Source organism: Caproiciproducens galactitolivorans, from assembly GCF_004768785.1.
Classification (GTDB): domain Bacteria; phylum Bacillota; class Clostridia; order Oscillospirales; family Acutalibacteraceae; genus Caproiciproducens; species Caproiciproducens galactitolivorans.
This window is the reverse complement of the sequence record NZ_SRMQ01000009.1, coordinates 58,841-82,924: the sequence shown is the minus strand read 5'-3', so window position 1 is coordinate 82,924 and position 24,084 is coordinate 58,841. Positions and strand designations below refer to the sequence as shown.

Here is a 24,084-nt window from a genome sequence, read left to right as displayed (position 1 = left end):
TAAGGAAAAAAACAAGATTTCTCCGCCGGCGGATATAAAAGAATTTTCCGTACCGTTCGCGGCATACTAAAAATACGCAAATGAACGCTTGGAGAGAAGAAGATGAACAAGAACGAAAAAGGGCTGTCGGCCTGGCAGCTAACCATGATGGCTCTGGGAACAGTAATCGGGGGTTCTTTTTTCCTCGGTTCCGCCGTCGCCATACACGCCGCCGGACCGTCGATTATCCTTACCTATATCATCGCGGGCGTACTGACGTATTTTATCCTGTTCGCTTTGTCGGAGCTGACCGTTGCCAATCCCGGAGCCGGTTCCTTCCGAAGCTTTGCGGCAAAGGCTTTCGGGCAGGGAACCGGTTTTGTTGTGGGATGGGTTTACTGGACAGGCATGGTTCTTGCCATGTCCAGCGAAGCTACCGCAGCATCCATTCTCATACGGGAATGGTTCCCCGGCCTTTCCCTGCCTGTTCTGGGAAGTGCCATTATCATCGGGGTCACACTACTAAACCTTCTGGGGGCAGATCGCCTCAGCAAGCTGGAAAGCGGGCTTGCCGCCGTAAAGCTCCTGGCCATCCTGTCCTTTATTGGAATTGCGGCGCTGCTGATTTTGGGGTTCTTTCCGGGTAAAGCCGCCGTAGGCTCCGGGGAGGTAACCCGCGAGCCCTTTATGGCAGGCGGCATTAAAAACATCGCAGGAAGCATGCTGATCGTTATGTTCTCCTATGCCGGTTTCGAAGTAATCGGATTAGCCGCTTCGGAGGCGGACAACCCCATTGTAACCGTCCCGAAGGCGATTCGTTACACGGTTTCCTCCCTGCTGGGCTTATATATCCTTGCCATTGCGGTACTGCTGCCGCTCATCCCTACTGCACAGGTCAACGACAGCATCAGCCCGCTGGTGGCCGCTTTGAACCGGCGTGGAATCAGATGGGCGGGCGCGGTTATGAATCTTGTATTGATCACCGCGATTTTATCCACTATGCTGGCGGCGATGTTCGGACTGGGCAGGATGATGCGGTCGCTTGTCGAAGACGGCCTCGCTCCCATATGGCTGAAAGACAACCGCGACGTTCCGTACCGCGGGATTCTTTTTTCGGGCTTCTCCATGCTGCTGGGACTGGGGCTCGGCCTTTTATTTCCCCGCGTCTACCTGTTTTTAATCAGTTCCGGCGGTTTTGCCCTTCTTTTCACATACGCCGTGATTATGGCCACCCACCTCCGGCTACGAAGGAAATACGGCTGCCCCCCGAACGGGAAATGCCAGTTGTGGGGCTTTCCGTTTACGTCCCTGCTCGTACTAATCGTTTTGATTATCGCCATTCTCAGTATGCCCTTTGTATCCGGACAGGAAACCGGGCTGATTGCCGGGCTGGTTATGGTCGCCTTTTATACGTTGTGCTACCTTGCCGTGCGGCATTACAGCCGAAAAAACGAGCCCGTGAAAGCGCAGGATTTTCCATCCGGCCTTTCCAGGCTTTCTATGGAATCTTCCGACGAACTGGTACAGGATAAAAGGAAAAAGAAGTAGTTTGCAAGCTCCCCCTGTTTCGGGGGAGCTTTGTTTCTTTCATTGTTTTTATACATATTATATGGAAAATAAAAGGCACGCACCATATTTTTGTCAAATAAACTTGTATTTTGGATATGTTTGGGATAATATTATGTATAGAATATCCTTGATATAAAGGAGTTCCACCTGTTTCGAATCTTTGTAGGGAGTGTTTGTAATGGAAAACGATGTAATGCTGGAGAAACTCCAAATCCCACGGTTCGGTGAGCGGATTATACAGAGAAACAGGTTATTGCAAAAGATGCTGTCATACCATGAAAAAACGGCAACCTGTATCGTTGCGCCGGCGGGATACGGAAAAACCGTATTGGCCCAGCAATTTGTCCGCAATACCGGTCTCCCTTGCCTATGGTACCAGTTGGATTCCACCGATAATGATTCCGGGCAGTTTTTTCAATACTTAACGAGCGGCTTCGCACTCGCTATCCCAGGATCCCAGATAGAGATTCCGCGCTTCCGTCTGGAGGAAGCAATATCGGGAAATCGCTGTGACCGTCTGTTTCCCCAGTTTATCCACGAACTGGAACAAAAAGCCAAGGATGGTTTCATCCTTGTTTTCGACGACTTCCATTTTATTAACGAACCCGAAATTCTGAATTTTATGGAAGCCTTTCTGAAAGGCCTGCCGTCCGGCTGCCATACCGTCCTTATCTGCCGGTACCTGCCGGATCTGCCGCTCAGCCGTCTTCGCGAACAAGACAGAATTCTTGACATCAGCCGCGATGAGCTGGCATTCAGCTTGGAAGAAACGAAGGCTTTGCTTTGTACCGGAAAAGGCCTTTCCTGCACAGACAGCATCCTGAAAAATATTGACCGGAGCATCAAGGGATGGCCTTTAGGGCTGTTCGCCATCCTTCTTGCGTTTGAACATGCACACCCCCAGCAATTCCCGCACACCTTCTATAAAAGCCGCATTGCGCTGTTTCATTCTTTCTTGCGAGATGTTTATGAAAATCTGCCGCAAAAAATACAGAACTTTTTAAAAAACACCTCCGTTCTGGAGTATCTTACGCCGAAAGCCTGCGATTTCCTGCTTGGAACCAATGATGCCGCGGACATCCTTTCGGATTTGCACAGAAGGGAGCTTCTCATTGCTTTCAACGATGGGCGTGGCGGCGTTTCCTATCGCCTGCATGCAGTATTCCGCGAATTTTTGCTGTCCTTGGTGGACAACCCCCGCGAAATCTTTATAAAAGCCGGAAATTATTTTGAAGAAATCGATTCTCCAAAGCAGGCCGTCCAGTTTTATTATTCGGCGGATCGGCCGGATCTTATGGAAAAGGCGGCCCGAAAAGCGGTCATCCCCGTCCTTTCGCAGGGCAAAATAAAAACGGTGAAGCGCTGGCTGCACTATCTGGAGGAAAAGCATTGCCTGAACAGTCCGGAGCTTATTTTCGCACAGGATACTGTTTTATCCGCCGGCAGCTCCGAATTTCAGAAACGGATTGAACACGCCATCTGTCTGTAGATTAGCAAAAGCGTGCGGAAGTGGCCGTAACAAGACACATAGTCAAAATGATATAAAAAAGGTGCGAGTTTTCATTCGCACCTTTTCTTTATGCAACTTTAAAATCCTGCAAAGCGGGACGCAGATACCTTGAGATTTTATCCTTTCTATTCGTTTCCATTATATTTTCATTTTGTATCTGGCGCCCGCCTTTACTTTGCAGCAGAGGTTGGTTTATCCCAACCGTATTTTTCGATTACGGCCCTTGTATTGGTTGCATTAGAATAAAGGTCAAAGCTGCTCGTTCCGGCAATATCGATTTTACCGCTGTATCCGCCGAGAAGCGTTTTCAGTTTCCCATCCTTCAAAGTGATCGAATCCGCGTAGCGGAAGTTGACTTGCAAATAGTTCGTTTCATCGCGGTATGGATTATACTTGTAATCGACGGCTCCGTTAAGGCAATCCTGCCGTAATGCTTCCAGCAATTCCTTCTTTTCGTTTCGGGTTAAAACGAGGGGAGATGCTTCTGCAAGTGACTTGTCATCTTTTGCAACCGACGAAATACTTACACTTTCAAAATATTCCGGTTCAAGATAGAACAAAATATTTGCGGTCTCTTGATATTCCTGAATTCCGTTAATCTGCTTTATCATCTTATCCCACGGGTTTTGATCCGTATCCTTTTTGCCTTGGATATGAAAACGAGGATAAGAACGAACAACCACACCGCCGTTTTTCAAGTGATAGGTAAGGGTAAAGCTGCTGTATCCCATGTCATTCACGGAGTAAGGAAATCTTGTTTCCCGGTTGTTTTCCACAAAGGCACGGTGAGCCGTCAAAACCTTTTCAATGTTCTTCCTTTCTTGAATGGTCGGGGAAAGCTCGCCTATTTTTCGGAAATGTTCGCTTCCGCTTGTAGTGTAAAAATAAATATCGTGATCCTCGGAATCAGCCACACTAACACTCTGTACCTCGACAGCATTTGGAATGCGGGTATCGTATCCAAAAAATCCGGTTGCCAGCACGGCATAGAACACCACAAAAGACGCCGCGAATACGCCGTACCATGAAAAGCTTTTCCGCATATGCTGGAAACCGCGCGAATACAGCGCCTCCGCCACAATGTGCGCGGCCAGCGAACCGGAAACAACGCCGATAAAGAAGCTGGCCTGCATACCGGTCGCGAACATGAGCATCAGGCCAAAGCCAATGCCGGCCACCGCCGTTACCATGAACCGAATGATAATTTTGGGAATTGGAAAAGCAAAATTGCTCTCCGCACACTCACTTTTGCGCTTGCGGCAGAGAAGAACGGACGCGCCAAGCAGAAGCAGCGTGCACAAAATCCACCAGATATAAAAGCCGGCGGAAACGCCGTCTGCCGGATTCCATTCGCTCCTATAGGAAGCGCACAACGGAAGAAACGCCGCGGCAAACGGAGAAAACGCGGTAAGTATAGTGGATTTCAGCGCCGCAGTAACCCGCAGCCCCGGAAGAATGCAGGACGCCAGCACATCGGACACGTAAATCAGAAGCGGATATGCGGCGTTCACACCGATAATCGAAAGCACCATATCAAAAGAAGTGCCGCTGCACACAGCCATAAATACGGAAAAAGTCAGAGCCGCCGCAGTCATCAGCAAGGTCCAGAACATCCTGTTAAAGACAAAATGGAAGCTGTACTGCAAGTTGACATGGTAGGAAAATCCAATAGCGAATACAAGCACAAAATTCAAAATAACCGGCACAAGAAGCGCCGTCAACCCCGCGCAGTACCGTCCGAGCAACATGGGAGTACGCCGAATCGGAAGGGAATGGAACAAATCCACGCTGCGCTTCCGGTGCAGGTAAGAGAACAGCATAACGGCTACAACCACCGTAAAAATCAGGATAAGCGGTATAATAAATATCAGGATAAAGGAAATGTAACCGAAACAGGCGCTATCCAACGTTTCCTGGGTAAAAGCCTCCTGATGATTGTTCTGCACGTTCCACATGGCGACCATGAAAACCATCGGGAAAACGATAAACAGGAGAAGCGCAAGCAACCCCATCATGCCGCGGACTTTTTTTAACGCCAGCCGGAAGGTTATGGTAAACTCTTTCCAACTGTCAGCTGAGAATATTGTCGATGTCATAGCCGGCCACCTCCATTTCACTAATAAATACTTCCTCGAGCGTAAGCGGCAATATTTCGACAAAAATCGGATTGAACGAATTGATTTTCTCTAAAATCTCTTCCTTTGAGCCACGCACGACAAGACTGACCAGCGAGCCGTGTTTTTCCATTTTTACAATGTCCAGCGGGGCAAAATCGCGGATATCCGGCGTCGGCTTCAGCACCGCCTGAACCTTATTGATTCCCAGTTTCATTTCGTCCAGATCACGTTCAAAAACCACCCCGCCCTTGTGGAACAGGCCGATATGGTCACAGAAGTCCTCCAACTCGCGCAGGTTATGCGAGGCTACAATCACCGTCATATCGCGCTGGGCAACCTCGTCGAAGACAATCCGCTTTAAAAGCTGTCGCATAACCGGGTCAAGCCCGTCAAAGATTTCGTCAAGCAACAAATAGTCCGGCCGTGCGGCGAGCGCGCAGATCAGCGCAGCCTGCCGCTGCATTCCTTTTGACATATTGCCGATTTTATCCTTTGCGTTAATAGGAAACAGCCCGCAAAGCTCTTCATAGCGCTTTCTGCTCCAGTTCGGATAAATCCGCTTGTAGAAATCCGCCATATCGTTCAGGGTGCTCTGCGGCAAAAAATACGGATAGTCTGAAATAAAATACAATCTGGATTTTACCTGGGAATTTTCAAAAGGGGATTTTCCGTCAATAAGGATTTCGCCCCCGTCCGGCGCATATATCCCCGCAAGGGTGCGCAGGAAGGTCGATTTTCCCGCTCCGTTGGAACCGACCAAGCCAAACAGCGAACCGGAGCCGATGGAAAACGAAATACCATCCAGCGCCTTGACGGAATTGAATTTTTTCGTAAGATTCTTTACTTCTATCATTCTCTATTCCTCCCTCCCGTTATAAATCGCATGAACCGTATCAAGAATTTCGGATGCCTTTACACCGCAGTCGGCAGCGGCCAGAACGGCTTCCTCCAGCTTTTTCATCGCAATTTCCTTTTGCTGGAGGATGGCCGCCTCCCCGCCGGAAACAAACGAGCCTTTTCCCGGGACAGAATAGATAATTCCGTCCCGTTCCAGCATCTGATACGCTTTCTGTACCGTATTGGGATTCACCCCCAATTCCTGCGCCAGCACACGAACGCTTGGCAGCGGCTCATCCTTATCAACCGCACCCAACGCAGCCATTTTCGTAATGGATTTATAAAGCTGTTCATAAATCGGAAGCCTGCTTTTATAATCCAGCGTAAACACCAACAACCCCCCTGCCGTATAAACTGTACTATGTGTGTTAGTACAGATACAGGATACCATTTGCTGAAAATATTGTCAATAAAAATTTTAAATTAGACGCAAAAAGCACCGTTCGGTTTTCAAGCCAAACAGCGCTTTCTAAAAATGAATTTCATATTCTTCCGGATTCGATTGGAAATTGCTAAATAGAACGGAAATCCGGTTTCTGTTTTTTGTAAAGATAGCAGGAAACAAAATGCCCGGGAGACACTTCGCGCAGCTCTGGCACGTATTCCTCACAGCCATCCGTTTTCTTAAAGCAGCGCGAGCAGAAGCGGCAGCCCTCGGGAGGATCGATCGGGCTTGGAACGTCACCCGTCAGGATGATCCGTTGCTTCGATTTCGCGGGGTCGATGGACGGAATGGCGGAAAGGAGCGCCTGCGTGTAAGGATGCAGCGGGTTCGCGTACAGTTCCTTTTTCGGGGCAATCTCCACAAGCTTTCCAAGATACATCACGCCGACACGGTCACTAATATGCTTTACAACATTCAAGCCATGCGCGATGAACAAATAGGTAAGCCCGAAATCTTCTTTCAGTTCGTCCAACAGATTCAGCACCTGCGCCTGAATAGAAACATCCAGCGCCGATACCGGCTCGTCGCAGACAATCAGCTTAGGTTGCACCGCGAGCGCTCGCGCAATCCCAACACGCTGGCGCTGGCCGCCGGAAAATTCGTGCGGATAGCGGTTGCGCTGATGACTGGCAAGCCCGACGCAGTTCAGCAGATAAGTAACCCTTTTCTCAATTTCATTGCTCGGAAGCAGCTTATTGATTTTAATTGGCTCGGCGATAATGTCGCCGACGGTCATGCGGGGATTCAGCGAAGCGTACGGATCCTGGAAGATCAGCTGGATATCCTTGCAGTAAGCGCGGCGCTTTTCCGCGGACAGCTTTGTCAAATCGGTGCCTTCAAAAAGGATTTCCCCGCCCGTAGGCGTATACAGGTTCACCAGCATTTTGCCGATCGTGGTCTTTCCGCAACCGGATTCCCCGACAAGGCCGAACGCTTCCCCCTTGTGAATCTGAAACGAAACATCATCCACCGCCTTTAAAACGGTGGTCGGGCGACCAAAAAAGTCATTTTCCAGATTAAAGTACTTCTTCAAATGTTTGACTTCAACCAAAACTTCGCTCATACCTGCGCCTCCTCTGTTTCCGAGTCATAAAGGAAGCATCGAACCTTATGGCCGTCGATCTCCTTTAACGCGGGCGCTTCCCTGCGGCAGCGCTCCATACACCGGTCGCAGCGATCCGAAAAAGGACAGCCCGCGGGCATTTTCAGCGGATTCGGAACCATGCCCTTAATCATATACAGCGGCCCGTCGCTTTCATCCTCCAGCCGGGGAATGGATTTCAAAAGCCCCAGCGTATAGGGATGCATCGGGTTTGCGAACAAGGAACGCACGTCCGCCTCCTCCACAATCTGGCCGCAGTACATGACGATTACGCGGTCGGCGGCTTCGGAAACCACACCGAGGTCGTGCGTAATGAGCAGCACCGCCATATTGAATTTTTCACGCATATGGTACAGCAGGTCAAGGATTTGCGCCTGAATCGTCACGTCAAGAGCGGTGGTGGGTTCGTCGGCGATCAAAAGCTCGGGGCGGCAGGAAAGCGCCATGGCAATCATGACCCTTTGCCGCATACCGCCGCTCATCTGATGCGGGTAATCCATCGCACGCTCGCGCGGGGAAGGGATGCCAACAACCTCCAGCATATGTACCGCTCTTTCCCAAGCCTCTTTTTTCGAGAGCTTCATATGGGTCATAATGCTTTCCATAATCTGATCCTTAATCCGATAAACCGGATTCAGCGAGGTCATCGGCTCCTGAAAGATCATGGAAATCTGGTCGCCCCGGATGGCCTGCATTTCCGCCTTGCTCTTTTTCAGAAGGTCCTCCCCTTTAAAGAGGATTTCGCCGCCGACCACTTTCCCGGGGTTCTGCACCAGCCCCATCACGGAAAGCGAGGTAACGCTTTTCCCGGAACCGGATTCGCCAACAATCGCTAGGATCTCGCCTTTCTCAATGGAAAAGCTGATATCGTTCACCGCCTTGACGGTGCCGTGCTTTAATTGAAATTCTGTTTGTAAATGGTTTACTTCAAGCAACATGAAAACTCACCGCCCTCAATTCTTTCTCAATTTCGGATCCAACGCGTCGCGCAGGCCGTCACCCAGCAGATTGAACGCCAGAACCGTCAGAGTAATGGCAATGCCAGGAAAAATCAGGGTGTAGGGCGCGGTGAAAACAAAGCCCCTAGCCCGGCCCAGCATATCGCCCCATTCGGCTGCCGGCGGCTGTACGCCAAGACCCAGAAAGCCGAGCGCCGCGGTGTCGAGCACGGCGGTGGAGATACCCAGCGTCGCCCGGACCACAATGGAGGAAAGAACGTTGGGAAGGATATGTTTAAAAATGATACGGCTGCTTTTATTGCCGATTACGCGCGCCGCCTGTACATAATCATTTTCCTTAACGGACAGGATGCATCCGCGCACAATGCGCGCGTATTCCGGAATGGAAACAAAACCGATGGCAATGACCGCCTTGTCGAGGCCCTTACCAAGCGCCGCCATGAAGGCGATTGCCAAAAGAATGGAGGGAATCGCAAGCATCATGTCCATAAAGCGCATGATTACGGTGTCCACCTTGCCTCCGCGGTATCCAGCGATGGAACCGAGCACTACGCCGATGGTCAGGGAAATGGCAACCGCGCTCAGCCCAACGGTAAGGGAAATGCGCGTGCCGGCAATTACTCGGCTGAAAATATCGCGGCCAAGCTGGTCTGTACCGAACCAGTGCTCCGAATTCGGCCAAATAAAGCTTTTTGTCATATTGGAAAGATTGGGATCATAGGGCATAATCAGCGGTCCGAACAGGGCGACAAGAACGAGGAACAGGATGACAAAAAGGCCAGTAAGCGCGGCTTTATCCTCGCAAAGCGACTCCCACATCTCTTTCAGCCGGGACTCCGGCTTTTCAAGGAGGTCGGCGGTCTGCTCCGGAAATTCAGACTTTGGAAGTTCCGCGTGTTGCATACTCATAACCGGCTAGCCCTCCTTCTTTGAAAATTTAATGCGGGGATCGATCAGCGCGTAAACGATATCGACCACAAGGTTGATCAGTACGAAAATAAAGGCAATCAGCAGAACCACACCCTGAACAACCGGAAAGTCAGATTTCAGGATGCATTCCACCGTATAATTGCCGATTCCCGGCCAAGAAAACACGGTTTCCGTCAATACTGCGCCGCCCAAAAGGGAACCGAGCTGCAGACCGATGACCGTTGTAACCGGAATCATCGCGTTGCGCAGGGCATGGTGGGTCACCACCCGGTTTTCAGAAATACCCTTTGCGCGCGCCGTGCGTATGTAATCCTGACTCATGGTTTCCAGCATGCTGGAACGCGTCATGCGGGTGATAATCGCCATCGAGTACATGCCAAGTGCCGCCGCAGGAAGAATCAGGTGCCGCAGCGCGTCGGCCAGCGCTTCGGTATCCCCGGAAACAATCGTGTCGTAAATATAAAAACCGCTCGACACAACGGGCTGCAGCAGCGGATCGATCCTTCCGCCGGAGGGCAGGATGTGCCAGACGCCGGCAAACAGAATGATCAGCAAAATGCCCAGCCAGAAGATCGGCATGGAAACGCCCACCAGCGCGAGCAACATCCCGGCGTGGTCAATGATGGAATTCTTTTTCACGGCGGAAATAATTCCGATGAAGATTCCAAAAACCGAGGCCAAAATAATTGCGGCAAGCGCAAGCTCGATGGTGGCCGGGAATCTTGAGAATATCTCCTGCGTTACCGGTGTTTTCGTGTAGTAGGAAGTCCCCAGGTCGCCGGTAAGGGCACCCTTCAGAAAATCAACAAACTGGATATAAAGCGGTTTATCCAGTCCGTTTGCCGCCCGCCATGCGTTGGCGTCCTCTATTGTTGCGTGCTGTCCCAGAACAATCGGGGCCGGGTCCGGTGAAAAGACCCGCATAATTAAGAACACAATAATAGAAACACCCAGCAAGACAGGGATCAGCATCAAAATGCGCTTGACAATATATTTGAACATGATTAACAACCTTTCGCTCATCCGAACAAGAAATGCCGGAAGTCGTGTTGTACAACCTCCGGCATTTACAGAACCGATTCAGAAAATTTCTGCGTTGTCTAATACCGGTTAACCTTTGGAAACCCCGGAAAGGAACACAACGCCGGTCATGTGGTAGTAGAAGTCTTTCACATTGCTTCTGTAACCGCAAAGGGTCTTTCCATGGGAAATCGGGAGCCATACGGCATCTTTCGCCGCTATTTTTTCAAGCTCGGTATAAATCTTGTTGCGCTCGTCCCCGGCAGGCGTAGCGACACCCTTGTCGATCAGCGCCTTGAAATCCGGATTGTTGTAACGTGCGACGTTCATGGTCGGATCCTTGTCAGCCAACAGATTCATAAAGTTATCCGGGTCGCCGTTGTCACCCGTCCAGCCGTAGAAGCAGATATCATAATCGCCTGCTTTTACTTTCTCTTTGTATGTAGTCCAGTCGTACGCATCGATCGTGGCTTTCACGCCGACCTTGCTCAGGTACCCCTGAACCGCTTCGGCAAGCGCCTGCCCGTTCGCTGTATTGTACGGTCTCGGATTGGAATAGGTAATCATATGCACCGACTTCACGCCAGCCTTGGCCAAAGTGCTTTTCGCCGCTTCCACGTCATAAGCAGCCTGCTTGATTCCAGCGTCGTAGCCGGGCATGAAGGTTGGCAGAATCGAAGTCGCCGCGTCAGCGTACCCCTGATAAAGACTCTTTACAAGCTCCGGAACATTTACCGCCTGCGAAATCGCGGTACGTACTTTTGCGTCATCAAAGGGCGCTTTGGTGGTGTTGTAAGCCATATAATTGATATTCATGCCGGGCGCTTCGTAAATTTTGTTGCCAGCACTCTCAATCTGGCTTACAACGGTGGCGTCGATTCCGTCAATAATGTCTGCTTCGCCGTTATTCAGCGCGACCACGCGTGCGGAATTGTCCTTAATAAATTTGAAAATAACGTTTTTGGTAACCGCTTTGGTCCCCCAGTAATTATCATTACGGGTCAAAACAACGTTCTGCCCCTTGGTCCAGCTCACAAATTTATACGGGCCGGTTCCGCAGGGATGCTCGTTCACGTTGTTGTTATTGTCCTGCAGCGCCTTTGGGCTGACTATTGGCGCGCCGAGGCACATGGCAAGGTTATTGAGGAACGGCGTACAGGCGGCTTTCATGTTGATCTTTACCGTATACTGGTCAACCACTTCCACGCTCTTTACCGAACCATAGACAAAGCTGGCGTAGCCCATGTCCTCGGTTACCTTCGGCGGGAGCTGGCGTTCAATGTTGAACTTGACCGCGTCCGCGTTGAAATCCGTACCATCCTGGAATTTCACGCCTTTCCTCAGGTGGAAGGTATAGGTGAGCCCGTCGTCGCTAACGTCCCAGCTTTCTGCCAAACCCGGTTCCACTTTCGTGGAATCCTTGTCATACTTTAAAAGGCCTTCGTAAATATTTACCATGATTTTTGCCGATTCGCCGTCGTCAACCAACGCCGGATCCAATCCTCTCGGGTCCGCGCCCTGCGCGTAAATCAGCGTGTCCTGCGCGCGGCTTTTGGTCCCGGAGGCTAATGCGGAACCGGATGCCGTGCTGCCTTTGCTGCCGGAGCAGGCCGTCAGGCCGGCACAGGCGATTACTGCCGCGAGTACAAACGACAGAAGTCTTGTTCTCTTTTTCATTGATAACCCTCTCTTCTTTATTCTATATTTTTACTCAATTCTTTATCCATGTTTCGTGTTAACACCAAAACGCTTTAACGCAACAAAGCGTCCAGGATAAAAAGACAGACGCCCAACATATTCAAGTTAAGCGCCTTTGCTTAAAAACGTCTTTATTTTATTATTATATCTGCAAGTTTGCAATAGGAAAGTTGCAGATATCCTGTAAATGTTAATTAATTTTTGTATTTTGCAGAAAGTCTGCAGCTAAATTTGCATAATTTTCAAATAATAAAATCATTTTGCAAAAAGCTGTTCTAATATCGAGTTTTTTACAAAACGGATTATTTTATAATATCCTTTATTACTTCACCCGCCAAAATCATTCCGGCAACCGGCGGCACAAACGAACTGCTTCCCGGAACCTGGCGCCGGATGGAACATTTGCGCTTTGTTCCCGGCGGGCAGACGCAGTAATTTTTACAGCTGCTTGACTCACTCTCGATTGGGGGCAGCGGCGGCTCTTTCGAATACACGACCTTCAGCGACTCCACCTTACGCTTGCGAAGCTCGGTTCGCATTACGCGGGCAAGGGGGCAGACCGATGTCTGGTAGATATCCGCCACCTCAAATTTCGTCGGGTCAAGCTTATTGCCCGCCCCCATGCAGCTGATAATCGGCACGCCGGCCGCCTTTGCCCTTTCAATCAGCACCAGCTTGGAGGAAATCGTATCAATGGCGTCCACAATATAGGAAAAACCGGTCAGATCCAACTCGTCTGCGGTTTCCGCCGTATAAAATATCGGGTAAATTTCGACCTGCGCATTCGGATTAATATCCAGAATACGGTCGCGCATTACCTCGACCTTTAGTTTTCCAATCGTTTTTCTTGTTGCAATCAGCTGGCGGTTAATATTCGTAAGGCAAACCTTATCGTCGTCAATCAGCGCGATATGCCCAACTCCGCCGCGCGCCAGCGCCTCCACCGTATAAGAGCCGACCCCGCCGATCCCAAAAACCGCGACGGCCGCTTCGTGAAGCTTTTGCATGGCGGCCGCTCCAAACAGGAGCTCCGCCCTTGAAAATTCGTTCAGCATAAAATTCCCACCCGTATGCGCCGCATGGGCGGCCTCCCGCCCAACAGCCCCGTTTATTTCGTTCTAAATTATAGCGTAATGGGAAGGAGTTTACAATAGTTCTCCTAAAAATAGATTACTTTTCCTATCATGATAGTAATAAATTGACTTTTCCCCTCCGCCACAGTATGATAATAAAAAAACAGTAAAAAAGGAAAGGGAAGGATTTACATGGATCTGAACATAACCCGTGAGCAGGCGTGGAACCTGCTCACAAAATATAATCAGGATTCGTTCCATTTGAAGCATGCCCTGACCGTAGAAGGCACCATGCGGTACTTTGCGGACAAACTCGGCTTTCAGGAGGACCGGGATTTCTGGGGGATTGTCGGCCTGCTTCACGATCTGGACTTCGAACGTTACCCGGAAGAGCATTGCATCCGCGGACAGGAAATCATGCGGGAAAAAGGAATCAGCGAGGATATCATCCACGCGACGGCAAGCCACGGGTATAACCTGACGGTGGACATCGAGCCGGAGCACACCATGGAAAAGGTGCTTTACGCCGTGGACGAGCTGACCGGGCTGATCGGCGCCGTTGCCCTGATGCGCCCATCGAAAAGCGTGCAGGACCTGGAATTAAAATCCGTTAAGAAAAAATTCAAAACCCTGAGCTTTGCCGCCGGATGTTCCCGGGACGTCATCCAAAACGGTGCGGAAATGCTCGGCTGGGAGCTGGACGAGCTGATCGAGCATACCATCCTGGCCATGCGGACATGCGAAGACGCCGTGAAGGCCGCTGTGTCAGAGTAATTTTTCCAATTCCTCAAGCGTATAGACGGGAGGAGCGCATACATTGTTTTCACAAACAAAGTATGCGCTTTTTTCTCTATCCAGCGCGTATGCTTTCGTAAACGGTGCAACCTGCTCAAGCTGCTCCGCGTTTTCGGCATTCTTCACGATTACTGTGGTGTTAAACAGGATTTTTTTGCGGAGCAGGGCTTTTAGTGGTTCCATCTCCGCTTTGTCCCGGATAATGCAGACAATCTCCTTCGAAGGATACAGCGCAGACATCATCGTAAGCAGGGCAAAACAGTATCCGGCGGGATAATCCTGTGCGGTGGCGGCTAAAAACTGGAGCTGTTCTTCCTCCGCTTCCCGCAGTTTTGTGTCGCCCGTCAGCGCAAACAGCTTCAGCAACCCGGCCGCGGCAACGGAATTTCCGGAAGGAATCGCGCCGTCGTAGGTTTCCTTCGGTCGGTAAATCAGCGGCTCAGCTTCGTTCGAGGAAAGGAAAAAGCCGCCGTTTTCCCGGTCGTAAAAGCGCTCGGTCATTTTCTGATACAGGTCCACGGCGAGTTTGAGATAACGGACGTCAAATGTAGCTTCGTACAGGTTCAGCAGCGCCCAGATAGAAAAAGCGTAATCATCCAGCCCGCCGGTTCCAGCGGCTTCGCCCTCCCGCCAGCGGATCAGCAGATTACCGTTCTTATCCATCAGATGGTCCGTTAAAAAACGCATGGCCTTTTCCGCCGCGTCCAGATACTGCGAATCGCCAAGAATACGGTAGGCTTTTGCAAAGGCGGCAATCATCAGCGCGTTCCATGAGGTAAGGATCTTGTCGTCTACGCGCAGCTCAGTACGTTCCTTTCGGTACTGATAAACGCGCGGAATCAGGCTTGCGATTCTTTCCTCCGTTGCCTGAGCCTCTTCCTGACCAAGCAAATTCGGAATGCTTTTCCCTTCGAAATTCCCTTCTTCGGTGATATGGAACGTGCGGTTAAACGCTTGCCCGTCTTCCTCCCCCAAAAGCGTTAGAATCTCCCCAGGGGAAAAGACATAGTATTTTCCTTCTTTCCCTTCACTGTCCGCATCCTGCGCAGAATAGAACCCTCCGCCGATGTCGGTCATTTCGCGTAAGACATAATCCATGACTTTCATGGCGACCATTTTATAAAAGCCGATTCCGGTAATCTGGTACGTTTCAAGATAGGCCATCGTCAGCAAGGCATTGTCATACAACATTTTTTCAAAATGCGGAACCAGCCACTTTTCATCTGTGGAATAACGCGAAAAGCCGTAGCCGATATGATCGAAAATGCCGCCGCGGTACATTTGCCGCAAGGTCTTTTCCACCATGGAAAGCGCCTGCTCATCGCTTTCCATCACGGCAAAACGAAGCAAAAACAAAAGGTTCTGCGGCGAGGGGAATTTGGGACTTCTGCCGAAACCGCCGTTGCGGGTGTCGAAGCTTTGGGAAAGCTGTTGCTTTGCGAGGTGTATCATTTGTTTGGACGGCCGACCCGCCTTCTTTTCCTCCCTCTCCCGGATTGCGTCCGTAATTTCCTTTCCAGAGCGGATAATCTTTTCACGGTTTTCACGCCACTGCTGCGCGGCCGAATCGAGCAGATCCAGCAGCCCCACGGTGCCAAACCATCCCTTTTTCGGGAAATAGGTGCCTGCAAAAAAGGGCTGCTGCTCCGGCGTCATCAGGATTGTCAAAGGCCAGCCGCCGCTGCCGGTTAAAACCTGGCATACCTCCATATATACCGCGTCCACGTCGGGGCGTTCTTCCCTGTCCACTTTAATGCAAACGAAATCGCGGTTCAGCCTTTCAGCGACCTCCGCATCCTCAAAGCTCTCGTGTTCCATAACATGGCACCAATGGCAGGTTGAATAGCCGCTGGAAAGGAAAATCGGCTTCTTTTCCCTTTTTGCCACTTCAAAAGCTTCCTTTCCCCAAGGGAACCAGTTCACGGGATTATAGGCATGCTGGAGCAGGTAAGGAGATTTTTCATTTATCAACCGGTTGGGTACTCTATTTGTGTTCATGGCATTATTCCCCTTATTGCTAATTTTCATTAGTATCGTCCATCCTAAACGGTATTATTAATTTCGGTAATAAATGCAGCGTCGGCGGGGCGTGCTTCGACGTTGCTCTCGTCAACCGTACTCAGAATGGAAATGTAGTGATTTTCTTCCAGAAAAACGCACACCTTTCGAAGGCTAAAAAAAGGGAGCGAGAGCCATTATCATGGAAAGAAAGGAATTCGAAAACATATCTGATTTTCCTCCATATTTCATCGGATTTAATGTTACTTTTGAGCCGGGTTGCCGTAACAATTGGCATATTCATCATGGCTGCGGGCAAACATTGTTCTGTGTTAAAGGGCGTGGCTGGTATCAGGAGTTCGGAAAAGAAGCACCGCCTTTTAAAAGCGGTGATATCGTGTATATAGCACCGGAAATTAAACATTGGCAGGGAGCGGCACGGGATAAAACATTTACACATCTGTCTTTGTCTGTTCCAACGGAAGACTCCTTTACACAATGGCGCGAACCTGTAGCGGATGAAGAATATAATAGGTATCTCCTTTTTATGTTCTATACCTACATTGACATTGAAATAACAATAAAAGCGCATCAAGAAACCGTAACATTTAAATACCCGCAATATTTGGTATTGGGGTCAATTGCGTAAACCGTCGCGGTACCGGCTGATACGCCCTGAATTTCCCCGGTTGTTTTGTTCACAGATGCAACCGCATCCGAGGAAGAAACCCACAGAAGGTTTGCCGCGCCGGTAGAAATTCCATTTACCTTGATATCATTTGCGGTATAGGAAGCGCCGCGGCCCACATTGACATTCTGCTGCGCAAATACAACGCCCGCTTCATCGGCGTTTACCGTGGCGGCCGAAGAGGACTGCCCGGAAACCGTAACCGGTACGATCGTGTTGACCCATCCCTCCGACACCGAATGCCTGCACCAGTAACTGACCGTGGTGCTGCCAGAGCCCACCGCAGTAATCACTACGCGGTTTTGGCTGTCAATGGAGGCACAGACAATATCCGTATTCTTAACGTTAAGATTGATTACGCCTGCATACTCCTCCGAAACATAGCTTGAGTTTTCTTTTAAGGTAATGCTCCCAAGTATAAGGTTGGAAGCGGCAATCTCTTCGCCGGCGGAAACCGGAACAGCAAAATGAAAAGCCGCAAAAATCCCCACCGCCAACGCCAGAAGGGTTCCTATCCTTTTTTGATTCCATAACCGTTTCATAATGCTTCTCCTCTCATTGCATTTAATCAAGAAGTTCGGATTTGCTGCCTTCGTACAATTGGCCGTCAATGATTTTTACAATACGTTTCGCGCTCTTAGCCACATGCAGATCGTGGGTAATCATAACGATGGTATTTCCCATTTCGTTCAACTGCCGGAACAGCGCCAGCACCTCTTCCCCCGTTTCCCGGTCCAACGCTCCGGTCGGCTCGTCGGCCAAAAGAAGCTTTGGGGAACCCACCAGCGCCCTTGCGATTGCAATACGCTGCTGCTGGCCGCCGGAAAGCTCGTTCGGCCGGTGGTTTATCCGCTGTTCCCCGATTCCAAGCATCTTCAGCTTTTCCATAGACTGCTCCGCCGCCTCCCGGCGGGATACCCCGCGGATGAGAAGCGGCATCATGGTATTCTGCAGAGCTGTATATTTTTGAATCAGATGGTATCTTTGGAAAATAAATCCGATTTTCCGGTTGCGGACGCGGGTCAACTCCGCGTCGTTCATTTTATAAACCGGTTCCCCCGTCAGCCAGTACTCGCCTTCGTCGAAGCAATCCATACACCCGATGACGTTCATCAGCGTGCTTTTTCCGGAACCGGACGGGCCGAGAATCGCAAGAAATTCGCCGTCCCCAACTTCAATGGATATCCCCTTCAGGACTTCCTGTCGGTTCTCTCCTTGGCCGTAGGATTTTCTCAAATTTTTAATTTTGATAATTTGTTCCATAGCAAACCCCTCAGGACACTTTATTTGGACAGCACGCTTACACGCGTAATCTGTTTTGTACCGTCGCTCTGCGTCTGCTCCGTAATCACAAGAACCATACCCACCTTAATACTGGAAAAATCGCTAGCCCGTCTGGTCGAAACCGTTCCCATGCCGGAGGACGAACGCCCTGCATCCTTGGAAGCGGCCGCATTTCCGCCAGCGCCCATTGCTCCCACATTAGGCGCACTCCTGCTGCTTCCCGATGCGTTCGAGCCGTCCTGCCCCGCATTGGAAAGGGTCAGCCCGACCGGAATCAAAAAGGTTTGCGTTTCCCCCGTCAGGGTGATATCGGAAGAATCGGAACCGGAGGCCGACGATTTTGCCGAGGAAGCTTCCTGCGCGGAAGAAGACGAGCTTTCCTGCTGTCCCTGCGTGGAACCCGATCCGAAGCGTCCACTTTTGTTGCTCGTTCCAATGGAAAGCACTACCTGGTTGCCGGTTACCGACTTGACTTTTCCGTAGATTCGGATCTGGGACGTATCCTTTTCCTCACGCCCGCTTTGGGCACCGAATTTTTTGAAACCGTCGCCCTGCGAACCGCTGTTCCCATTCTGCTGCGAGCAGCCAACCGCAAAAACGGCAGCCAACAAAACGGCCAGCCCTGTAAACAGCAATAATTTTTTCCTCATGATATCAACCTCCCGTTATTTCTGAGATAACGCTTCAATCGGCATTAAGGAAGCTGCTTTCCACGCAGGATAAAAGCCGAACAGCGTTCCCGTGCAAACCGCGAAAAGCATGGCGTAAATGCCGCTGACGGCAAGCGGGGCAACAGTCATGCCGCTCAGCCGGACAACCGGAACAAGCGCAAACCCGGCTGCAACGCCCATGACCCCGCCAAAAATACTGATAAAATTTGCTTCGGATAAAAACTCCAGAAGAATTTCCCGTTTCGAACAGCCCAGCGCTTTCAGAATCCCTATTTCCTGCGTGCGCTCCTTAACGGACACGAACAGCACATTCATGATTCCGATTCCTCCTACAATAAAGACAATGCAGGCAACCGTTATCAACAGCCGGGAAAGGGTCTTTGCAGAAGATGTCGCAGCTTCCATACTGCTGCCCGCGTCCGTAACAGTAAAGTTCGCGTTGGGATGGTCTTCCATCAGGATTGATTTGATTTCCTCCATTTTCTCCGCGACCTGATTTACGTCGGACACAATCGCCGTAATCTGCGACACCGCGTTGTTGCCAAACACATATTTCAGGGCGGTAGAATAAGGAACAAAAATCGAATTGTCGGGGCTGATCCCGGAGGAAACCGACCCCATTTTGGAAAGCACCCCGACAATCTCGTACGTTTTCCCTTCGATGGAAAGGCTTTCCCCCACCGCAGAATAGGCGCTTCCGAAAATATCCTGCGCCAGCGTGTATCCGATAACCGCCACCTTATTCTTGCTGTCCTGATCGTCATCGCTGATAAAATCGCCCTGCAGCAGTTCCAGATTGCATATGCTCTGATAGTTGCTTTGCACGCCAACCGTGGTGTATTCCGTTTCCTCAGTTAAATCGCCGCCTTCCACCTTCGCGGTTGCGCTGGTATAGATGGACACGTCGGAAAGCCCGGTGACGAGGGAAGAAATCGTATCCACATCGGTGGTGGAAAGGACTACGGATTGTTTTTTCGCAAGATTTCCTCCAAAGCCGCTTCGGCTGCCGGATCGGTTCCCTGCTGTTCCGCCGGGCATTCCACCAGGCATTCCTCCCTGCATGCCGCTGGGCATATCACCTGGCATATCGCCTCCTGGGCCGAAGCTCCCCTGCATCATCTGATCGCGCATTTCCGCCTCCGTACTGACGGAGATGTTAATGGATCCGGCATTTAGGGTTTTAAACTGCTTCTGAACATCCACCTCTCCCCCATGCCCGACGGCAATTACCATGACAATGGTTGCAGAGCCGACAATGATGCCAAGCGAAGTCAGAATCACTTTAAATTTATTTTCCATTATATTGATCCAGACAAGATGCAGAATTTCCGTAAAACGCATTTTGCCGTACAAACCCGTATCCTGCGTCATTTTGCGCTCACCGTACTTTCCGCCAGCACGGTATCTCCTTCTGCCAGGCCGCTGGTAACCTCTACATTCGTTCCGTTGGAAAATCCGGTCTTTACGTTTTTTTCCGTAGTGCTGCCGTCTTGGTTTTTCACAAGAACGGTAGAAACGCCGTTATCAAAACGGATTGCCTTATTGTTTACATACAGCACGTTCTTCACCCGCTTCTGAATGATGGTTGCTTCCCCGCTCATTCCGGTATAAACGGTGCCAACGTCGTTGTCGGTTCCGGTCATTTTTACAACCACCGTATAGGTTACGGAAGAGGAGCCGCTGCGGGCGGGTTCCGCCGTAATGCTTTCCACCATCGCGTCAAAGGACTGGTTGTCATAGGCGGAAAGGGTAATGGAAGCTTCCTGCCCGATGCTGATACCGGTAATGTCATCTTCGGAAATCGAGACGGAAAGCGACACGGAATCCGGCTTGGAAATCTCCATAATGGCCGTCGAGGCCGGCACGGTGTCGCCCGCCTTGTACGAAACGGTCGCCACAATCCCGTCGCATGGGCTGGTAATTACACCGTTCCCGTCCAGGGCATTGTTGATTTCATCCAATTCCCTTTGCAGCTTGTCACAGTTTTCCTGCTGTTCGCTTACTGCCAGAGCCAACTGATTCACCGTAAGGTTATACGTATCGTCAGCGTACGCTGCGGTATTCAAGTCCTTTTCCTCGGTTGTTTTCGCTTCGTTCGAGGTAATCTGCGCAGTCTTCTTCGCCTTTGAAAGGGCATATTCGTCCGATTTAACGCTTTGCTGAAGCGACGTTACCTTTGCGTCAAGATCCGTTCCCGCAACGGGATATTTGTCCGAATAAGTTTCTTTAAAATCATTGTAAGCCTTCGAATAGTTCGTATATTCCGCCTCAGCCTGGTCAAGCTTTGCCTGCAAATTCTCTTGCTGTTGGATGATATCGCCCGCTACGTTATTATAGTAAGCATCCAAGGCATCCTTTGCGGAATCATACTCGAGTTTGGCCGTATCCTCATCTTCCCCGTTCGAATCAGAGCCGTATTTTGCCGAAATATAATTTGCCCTTGCTGTTTCCACAGCGTCCTTTAGTTTCTCATATGCGCTGATAATCGCGTTATTATCCGTCTTAAAGACGGAAAGCTGATTGCTATAGCTCGTTTGGTTTGTCTTGGCGTCATCCATCCACTGCTTTAGCTTTTGAAGCTTCGCATAATCGGACGCCCACGTTTTCTGAAGCGCCTGATATTTTGCAAGCTCTTTCCGATCCTTTTCCAAATTTTCCTGTGCCACCGCAATATCGTTCTGAATGGACGCTTCTGTTAATGCCCTTGTAACCGGCGCGGTCTGCGCAAGTGCTTTGCTCGATTCATAGGTAATTTTCGCAGCGGCAAGCTTGCTTTTCTGGTCGGTTAGCGCCTGCTGAAGGGAAACCTTCGCTGTCTCAAGCTTCTGGCGTGTCTCGGAACTGTTATCGTTTACGCTGTCTAGGTTCAGTCGCAGCAGCGCGTCTCCTTTTTTTACTGTCTGTCCGGATTTTACCGATACCGAGCTGATGGTACACGCAATGGGAAAGGTAATGTTCTGCGTATCCAGCGACACGGTTCCGGATTCCGTTGTGCCAACCGTCACATCCCCTTTTGCGACGCTGTATTCACGGTAAGTCTTTGTGCTCTGGGGTGCATTGTGTTTCAATACAGCAAAAATTGCTGCAACCGAAATGGCGGACACTAATACCCCCGCCGTAACAAAAATCGTTATTTTCTTATGCAGTTGCGTAAAATTCCGGATACTTTCCAGTTTTTCTTTCATAGCAAACCTCCGATTCCATATATTCGCTAACTATTAAAGGATAATTATGGAATGTGATGGATTGCAAAAAACTGGATGAAAATTTGATGAAAAAAACGTCCGGCCTATGTCAGGCCGGACGTTCCGTCGTTTCTGTATTTCGTGTATCTGGGAAAATAAATGTGAATCTTGTTCCGCTGCCCAGCTTGCTTTCCAACCGGATTTCTCCGCTGTGGCGTTCGACAATCCATTTGACAATGGACAGACCCAAGCCGGACGAGCCTTTTGTTCCGCGTGAGCGCACCGCGTCGGCTTTGTAAAAACGATCGAAAATATACGGAAGGTCTTTGTCCGCAATTCCCATTCCCGTATCCACAATTTCAATCTCTACACAGCCCGGCCCCCGGCGGCAAGAAATACGGATTTCGCCCCCCGGAGGAGTATATTTCATACTGTTGTCCAATACCGCGCGGACAGCCTCTTTTATCAAAGCCGGGTCGGCTGTGAGGAAAACACCCGGTTCAATCTCCGATACGACAGCATGCTCCCTGCTGATCAGCTTGGTATCCTCGGTAATGCTGTCAATCAGGTTGCTCACGTTAAACCGTTCAAAGCTGATTAGCTGGGTTTGCTGGTCAGCCCGCGCCAGAAACAGCAGGCGCTCTACAAGCTGCTTCATATTTTCGGTTTCTTCTACGATTTTTTCAACAGACTCGTCCCTTACTTCCGGGTCCTCGCTGCCCCAGCGGCGCAAAAGGTTTGCATAGCCGGAAATAACCGAAAGCGGCGTGCGCAGCTCATGGGAAGCATCGGAAACAAACCGCTTCTGCTGCTCATAGGAGGCTTGAATCCGGTCCAGCATACCATTAAACGTTTCCGCCAATTCTTTCAGTTCATCGTTCGAGTGAACCGTATCAATGCGCCTACTGAGGTCTTTCGCGGAAATTGATCGCGCCGCTGCGGTCATATTGTAAATCGGCCGCATCATCTTCCGTATAAGGAGTGCCCCGCTGATGGAAATAACCAGAAGTAGAGCAGATAAGATCACTAAAAAACCCGTTGCGGAAATGTTCCCCGCAATCGAAATGCTTTCGCAGTCGACGACCGTAACAGTAGCTTTTCTGCAGGGGCGGTCTATACTCCTTACGGTATTGGCATAATTTCCCTTCCCGCCCGGCTTCTTCCCAAAGGTGAGGGTCGTACCTTCATGCTCATACCGGATTTCAATATAAACTTTGTTCGCCTTTGCAAAAGCATCAAAATCAAAATCTTGTCCTCTCCCATGCTTCAGACGTTCCTCTACCATCGAAGCGACGCTGTCCAGGTGCCGCATGTGAACCGCCCGAATCGTAATTGCCCATGAAAGGAATCCCACCGTGGCGGCAAGAAGCAGTCCGAACATTGAAGTGTAGATCGCGGTTGCCTTTAAAGCAATCGAGAATTTAATGTTTTTTCTGTCACCAGCGAATTTTTTTAACAGGTTCATTTTTTTCATTTAAGTTAATGATGTATCCTACCCCGCGGATGGTACGGATCAGCTCCACATGATAGCGGTAATCGATCTTATTGCGAAGATACCGTATGTAGACATCCACCAGATTGGTTTTCCCCTTAAAATTGTATCCCCACACCTGTTCCATCAGCCGATCGCGCGAACAGACCATGTCGTGATTTTTCAAAAGATAAAACAAAAGGTCGAACTCCCGCTTTGTTAAATAGATCGGTTCTCCGGCGTAAGAAACGGAGCGTTTCGCTACGTCAACGACCAGCTTTCCTGCCATCAGGATTTGGGGCGGTTCCGGGGGCTCCGCTTTTTTCAGCGCCAAACGCATACGAGCGAGAAGTTCTTCAATGGCAAAGGGCTTCGTCAGATAATCGTTTGCGCCGCCGTCCAGACCCGAAACCTTGTCTGCAACCGCGTCTTTCGCCGTAAGCATGATGACCGGCGTTTTTGAAGCGTTCCGAAATCTTCTTAAAACTTCCATTCCGTCCATTGATGGAAGCATAATATCCAGCAGAATAATATCAAATTTTTCTGTTAAGGCACGTTCAAGACCGCTGAAACCATCGTACTCCTTTTCCACGATGTATCCTTCGTGATTTAATTCCAATTCCAAAAAACGGACACTGTTTTTATCATCGTCTATAATAAGAACTTTTTGACCGGTCATAGCTTCGCATCCTC

At 50.1% G+C, this 24,084-nt stretch carries 21 protein-coding genes; 4 read left to right on the top strand and 17 right to left on the bottom strand.

The genetic code is table 11. The features are described 5' to 3' along the window. Positions 1–102 precede the first annotated feature (102 nt). Positions 103–1,527: an amino acid permease gene (locus CAGA_RS09655; RefSeq protein WP_135660270.1), complete on the top strand. Its 1,425-nt coding sequence runs from the start codon at positions 103–105 to the stop codon at positions 1,525–1,527. A 199-nt stretch (positions 1,528–1,726) separates the two neighbouring features. Next, positions 1,727–3,037, top strand: a complete 1,311-nt coding sequence (locus tag CAGA_RS09650; protein ID WP_135660268.1) for an AAA family ATPase — start codon at positions 1,727–1,729, stop codon at positions 3,035–3,037. Positions 3,038–3,228: 191 nt separating this feature from the next. Here CAGA_RS09650 and CAGA_RS09645 read toward each other — a convergent pair whose 3' ends face one another. From CAGA_RS09645 to CAGA_RS09605, 9 genes are all read right to left on the bottom strand, one after another. Beyond that, positions 3,229–5,154, bottom strand: a complete 1,926-nt coding sequence (locus CAGA_RS09645; protein WP_135660266.1) for a hypothetical protein — start codon at positions 5,152–5,154, stop codon at positions 3,229–3,231. Next, complete coding sequence (locus tag CAGA_RS09640) at positions 5,129–6,028, bottom strand: ABC transporter ATP-binding protein (RefSeq protein ID WP_135660264.1); 900 nt, start codon at positions 6,026–6,028, stop codon at positions 5,129–5,131. Before CAGA_RS09640 ends, CAGA_RS09645 begins: the two co-directional genes overlap by 26 nt. 3 nt (positions 6,029–6,031) lie before the next feature. Beyond that, complete coding sequence (locus CAGA_RS09635) at positions 6,032–6,403, bottom strand: GntR family transcriptional regulator (RefSeq protein ID WP_135660262.1); 372 nt, start codon at positions 6,401–6,403, stop codon at positions 6,032–6,034. Between the two features lie 181 nt (positions 6,404–6,584). Further along, positions 6,585–7,580 (bottom strand): ABC transporter ATP-binding protein, encoded by a 996-nt coding sequence (locus tag CAGA_RS09630; RefSeq protein WP_135660259.1) that lies wholly within the window; start codon positions 7,578–7,580, stop codon positions 6,585–6,587. Beyond that, positions 7,577–8,557, bottom strand: coding sequence for an ABC transporter ATP-binding protein (locus tag CAGA_RS09625; RefSeq protein ID WP_135660257.1), 981 nt, complete (start codon positions 8,555–8,557; stop codon positions 7,577–7,579). Before CAGA_RS09625 ends, CAGA_RS09630 begins: the two co-directional genes overlap by 4 nt. A gap of 15 nt (positions 8,558–8,572) precedes the next feature. After that, positions 8,573–9,481 carry a nickel transporter permease gene (gene nikC / locus CAGA_RS09620; protein ID WP_135660358.1) on the bottom strand — a complete coding sequence of 303 codons (909 nt, stop codon included), beginning with the start codon at positions 9,479–9,481 and terminating at the stop codon, positions 8,573–8,575. A gap of 12 nt (positions 9,482–9,493) precedes the next feature. Beyond that, on the bottom strand, positions 9,494–10,510 hold the full coding sequence (locus CAGA_RS09615; protein WP_135660255.1) for an ABC transporter permease: 1,017 nt from the start codon (positions 10,508–10,510) through the stop codon (positions 9,494–9,496). Between the two features lie 108 nt (positions 10,511–10,618). Next, positions 10,619–12,205 carry an ABC transporter substrate-binding protein gene (locus tag CAGA_RS09610; RefSeq protein WP_135660253.1) on the bottom strand — a complete coding sequence of 529 codons (1,587 nt, stop codon included), beginning with the start codon at positions 12,203–12,205 and terminating at the stop codon, positions 10,619–10,621. Positions 12,206–12,528: 323 nt separating this feature from the next. After that, the gene (locus CAGA_RS09605; RefSeq protein WP_135660251.1) at positions 12,529–13,281 is read right to left on the bottom strand and encodes a tRNA threonylcarbamoyladenosine dehydratase; all 753 of its coding nucleotides are present in this window, start codon (positions 13,279–13,281) and stop codon (positions 12,529–12,531) included. A gap of 210 nt (positions 13,282–13,491) precedes the next feature. On the opposite strand from CAGA_RS09605, the gene CAGA_RS09600 reads away from it, so the two are divergent. Then, on the top strand, positions 13,492–14,073 hold the full coding sequence (locus CAGA_RS09600) for an HD domain-containing protein (protein ID WP_135660249.1): 582 nt from the start codon (positions 13,492–13,494) through the stop codon (positions 14,071–14,073). Here CAGA_RS09600 and CAGA_RS09595 read toward each other — a convergent pair. Continuing rightward, positions 14,065–16,092 carry a thioredoxin domain-containing protein gene (locus CAGA_RS09595; RefSeq protein ID WP_135660247.1) on the bottom strand — a complete coding sequence of 676 codons (2,028 nt, stop codon included), beginning with the start codon at positions 16,090–16,092 and terminating at the stop codon, positions 14,065–14,067. The two genes, CAGA_RS09600 and CAGA_RS09595, sit on opposite strands and share 9 nt — an antisense overlap. Positions 16,093–16,294: 202 nt before the next feature. Here CAGA_RS09595 and CAGA_RS09590 point away from each other — a divergent pair, with 202 nt between their 5' ends. Continuing rightward, positions 16,295–16,741 carry a cupin domain-containing protein gene (locus CAGA_RS09590; RefSeq protein ID WP_135660245.1) on the top strand — a complete coding sequence of 149 codons (447 nt, stop codon included), beginning with the start codon at positions 16,295–16,297 and terminating at the stop codon, positions 16,739–16,741. Here CAGA_RS09590 and CAGA_RS09585 read toward each other — a convergent pair. The 7 genes from CAGA_RS09585 to CAGA_RS09555 form a co-directional block, all read right to left on the bottom strand. Next, complete coding sequence (locus CAGA_RS09585) at positions 16,684–17,322, bottom strand: hypothetical protein (RefSeq protein WP_135660242.1); 639 nt, start codon at positions 17,320–17,322, stop codon at positions 16,684–16,686. The two genes, CAGA_RS09590 and CAGA_RS09585, sit on opposite strands and share 58 nt — an antisense overlap. A gap of 22 nt (positions 17,323–17,344) precedes the next feature. Then, the gene (locus tag CAGA_RS09580) at positions 17,345–18,043 is read right to left on the bottom strand and encodes an ABC transporter ATP-binding protein (RefSeq protein ID WP_135660240.1); all 699 of its coding nucleotides are present in this window, start codon (positions 18,041–18,043) and stop codon (positions 17,345–17,347) included. A 20-nt stretch (positions 18,044–18,063) separates the two neighbouring features. Further along, on the bottom strand, positions 18,064–18,714 hold the full coding sequence (locus CAGA_RS09575) for a hypothetical protein (RefSeq protein WP_135660239.1): 651 nt from the start codon (positions 18,712–18,714) through the stop codon (positions 18,064–18,066). A 15-nt stretch (positions 18,715–18,729) separates the two neighbouring features. Then, positions 18,730–20,106, bottom strand: a complete 1,377-nt coding sequence (locus CAGA_RS09570) for an ABC transporter permease (RefSeq protein WP_243113016.1) — start codon at positions 20,104–20,106, stop codon at positions 18,730–18,732. Continuing rightward, on the bottom strand, positions 20,103–21,920 hold the full coding sequence (locus tag CAGA_RS09565; RefSeq protein ID WP_135660237.1) for an efflux RND transporter periplasmic adaptor subunit: 1,818 nt from the start codon (positions 21,918–21,920) through the stop codon (positions 20,103–20,105). The genes CAGA_RS09570 and CAGA_RS09565 overlap by 4 nt, the downstream gene beginning before the upstream one ends. 109 nt (positions 21,921–22,029) lie before the next feature. Then, positions 22,030–23,394 carry a sensor histidine kinase gene (locus CAGA_RS09560; RefSeq protein WP_135660235.1) on the bottom strand — a complete coding sequence of 455 codons (1,365 nt, stop codon included), beginning with the start codon at positions 23,392–23,394 and terminating at the stop codon, positions 22,030–22,032. Further along, on the bottom strand, positions 23,357–24,070 hold the full coding sequence (locus tag CAGA_RS09555) for a response regulator transcription factor (protein WP_135660233.1): 714 nt from the start codon (positions 24,068–24,070) through the stop codon (positions 23,357–23,359). Before CAGA_RS09555 ends, CAGA_RS09560 begins: the two co-directional genes overlap by 38 nt. Positions 24,071–24,084 lie beyond the last annotated feature (14 nt).

What these genes read in the sequence shown, in the direction of transcription:
- CAGA_RS09580 (WP_135660240.1), bottom strand. Translation starts at nt 18,043, where the DNA reads ATGGAACAAATTATCAAAATTAAAAATTTGAGAAAATCCTACGGCCAA.
- CAGA_RS09570 (WP_243113016.1), bottom strand. Translation starts at nt 20,106, where the DNA reads ATGACGCAGGATACGGGTTTGTACGGCAAAATGCGTTTTACGGAAATT.
- CAGA_RS09585 (WP_135660242.1), bottom strand. Translation starts at nt 17,322, where the DNA reads ATGAAACGGTTATGGAATCAAAAAAGGATAGGAACCCTTCTGGCGTTG.
- CAGA_RS09625 (WP_135660257.1), bottom strand. Translation starts at nt 8,557, where the DNA reads ATGTTGCTTGAAGTAAACCATTTACAAACAGAATTTCAATTAAAGCAC.
- nikC (WP_135660358.1), bottom strand. Translation starts at nt 9,481, where the DNA reads ATGCAACACGCGGAACTTCCAAAGTCTGAATTTCCGGAGCAGACCGCC.
- CAGA_RS09590 (WP_135660245.1), top strand. Translation starts at nt 16,295, where the DNA reads ATGGAAAGAAAGGAATTCGAAAACATATCTGATTTTCCTCCATATTTC.
- CAGA_RS09575 (WP_135660239.1), bottom strand. Translation starts at nt 18,714, where the DNA reads ATGAGGAAAAAATTATTGCTGTTTACAGGGCTGGCCGTTTTGTTGGCT.
- CAGA_RS09610 (WP_135660253.1), bottom strand. Translation starts at nt 12,205, where the DNA reads ATGAAAAAGAGAACAAGACTTCTGTCGTTTGTACTCGCGGCAGTAATC.
- CAGA_RS09605 (WP_135660251.1), bottom strand. Translation starts at nt 13,281, where the DNA reads ATGCTGAACGAATTTTCAAGGGCGGAGCTCCTGTTTGGAGCGGCCGCC.
- CAGA_RS09595 (WP_135660247.1), bottom strand. Translation starts at nt 16,092, where the DNA reads ATGAACACAAATAGAGTACCCAACCGGTTGATAAATGAAAAATCTCCT.
- CAGA_RS09560 (WP_135660235.1), bottom strand. Translation starts at nt 23,394, where the DNA reads ATGAAAAAAATGAACCTGTTAAAAAAATTCGCTGGTGACAGAAAAAAC.
- CAGA_RS09630 (WP_135660259.1), bottom strand. Translation starts at nt 7,580, where the DNA reads ATGAGCGAAGTTTTGGTTGAAGTCAAACATTTGAAGAAGTACTTTAAT.
- CAGA_RS09600 (WP_135660249.1), top strand. Translation starts at nt 13,492, where the DNA reads ATGGATCTGAACATAACCCGTGAGCAGGCGTGGAACCTGCTCACAAAA.
- CAGA_RS09615 (WP_135660255.1), bottom strand. Translation starts at nt 10,510, where the DNA reads ATGTTCAAATATATTGTCAAGCGCATTTTGATGCTGATCCCTGTCTTG.
- CAGA_RS09650 (WP_135660268.1), top strand. Translation starts at nt 1,727, where the DNA reads ATGGAAAACGATGTAATGCTGGAGAAACTCCAAATCCCACGGTTCGGT.
- CAGA_RS09640 (WP_135660264.1), bottom strand. Translation starts at nt 6,028, where the DNA reads ATGATAGAAGTAAAGAATCTTACGAAAAAATTCAATTCCGTCAAGGCG.
- CAGA_RS09565 (WP_135660237.1), bottom strand. Translation starts at nt 21,920, where the DNA reads ATGAAAGAAAAACTGGAAAGTATCCGGAATTTTACGCAACTGCATAAG.
- CAGA_RS09555 (WP_135660233.1), bottom strand. Translation starts at nt 24,070, where the DNA reads ATGACCGGTCAAAAAGTTCTTATTATAGACGATGATAAAAACAGTGTC.
- CAGA_RS09645 (WP_135660266.1), bottom strand. Translation starts at nt 5,154, where the DNA reads ATGACATCGACAATATTCTCAGCTGACAGTTGGAAAGAGTTTACCATA.
- CAGA_RS09655 (WP_135660270.1), top strand. Translation starts at nt 103, where the DNA reads ATGAACAAGAACGAAAAAGGGCTGTCGGCCTGGCAGCTAACCATGATG.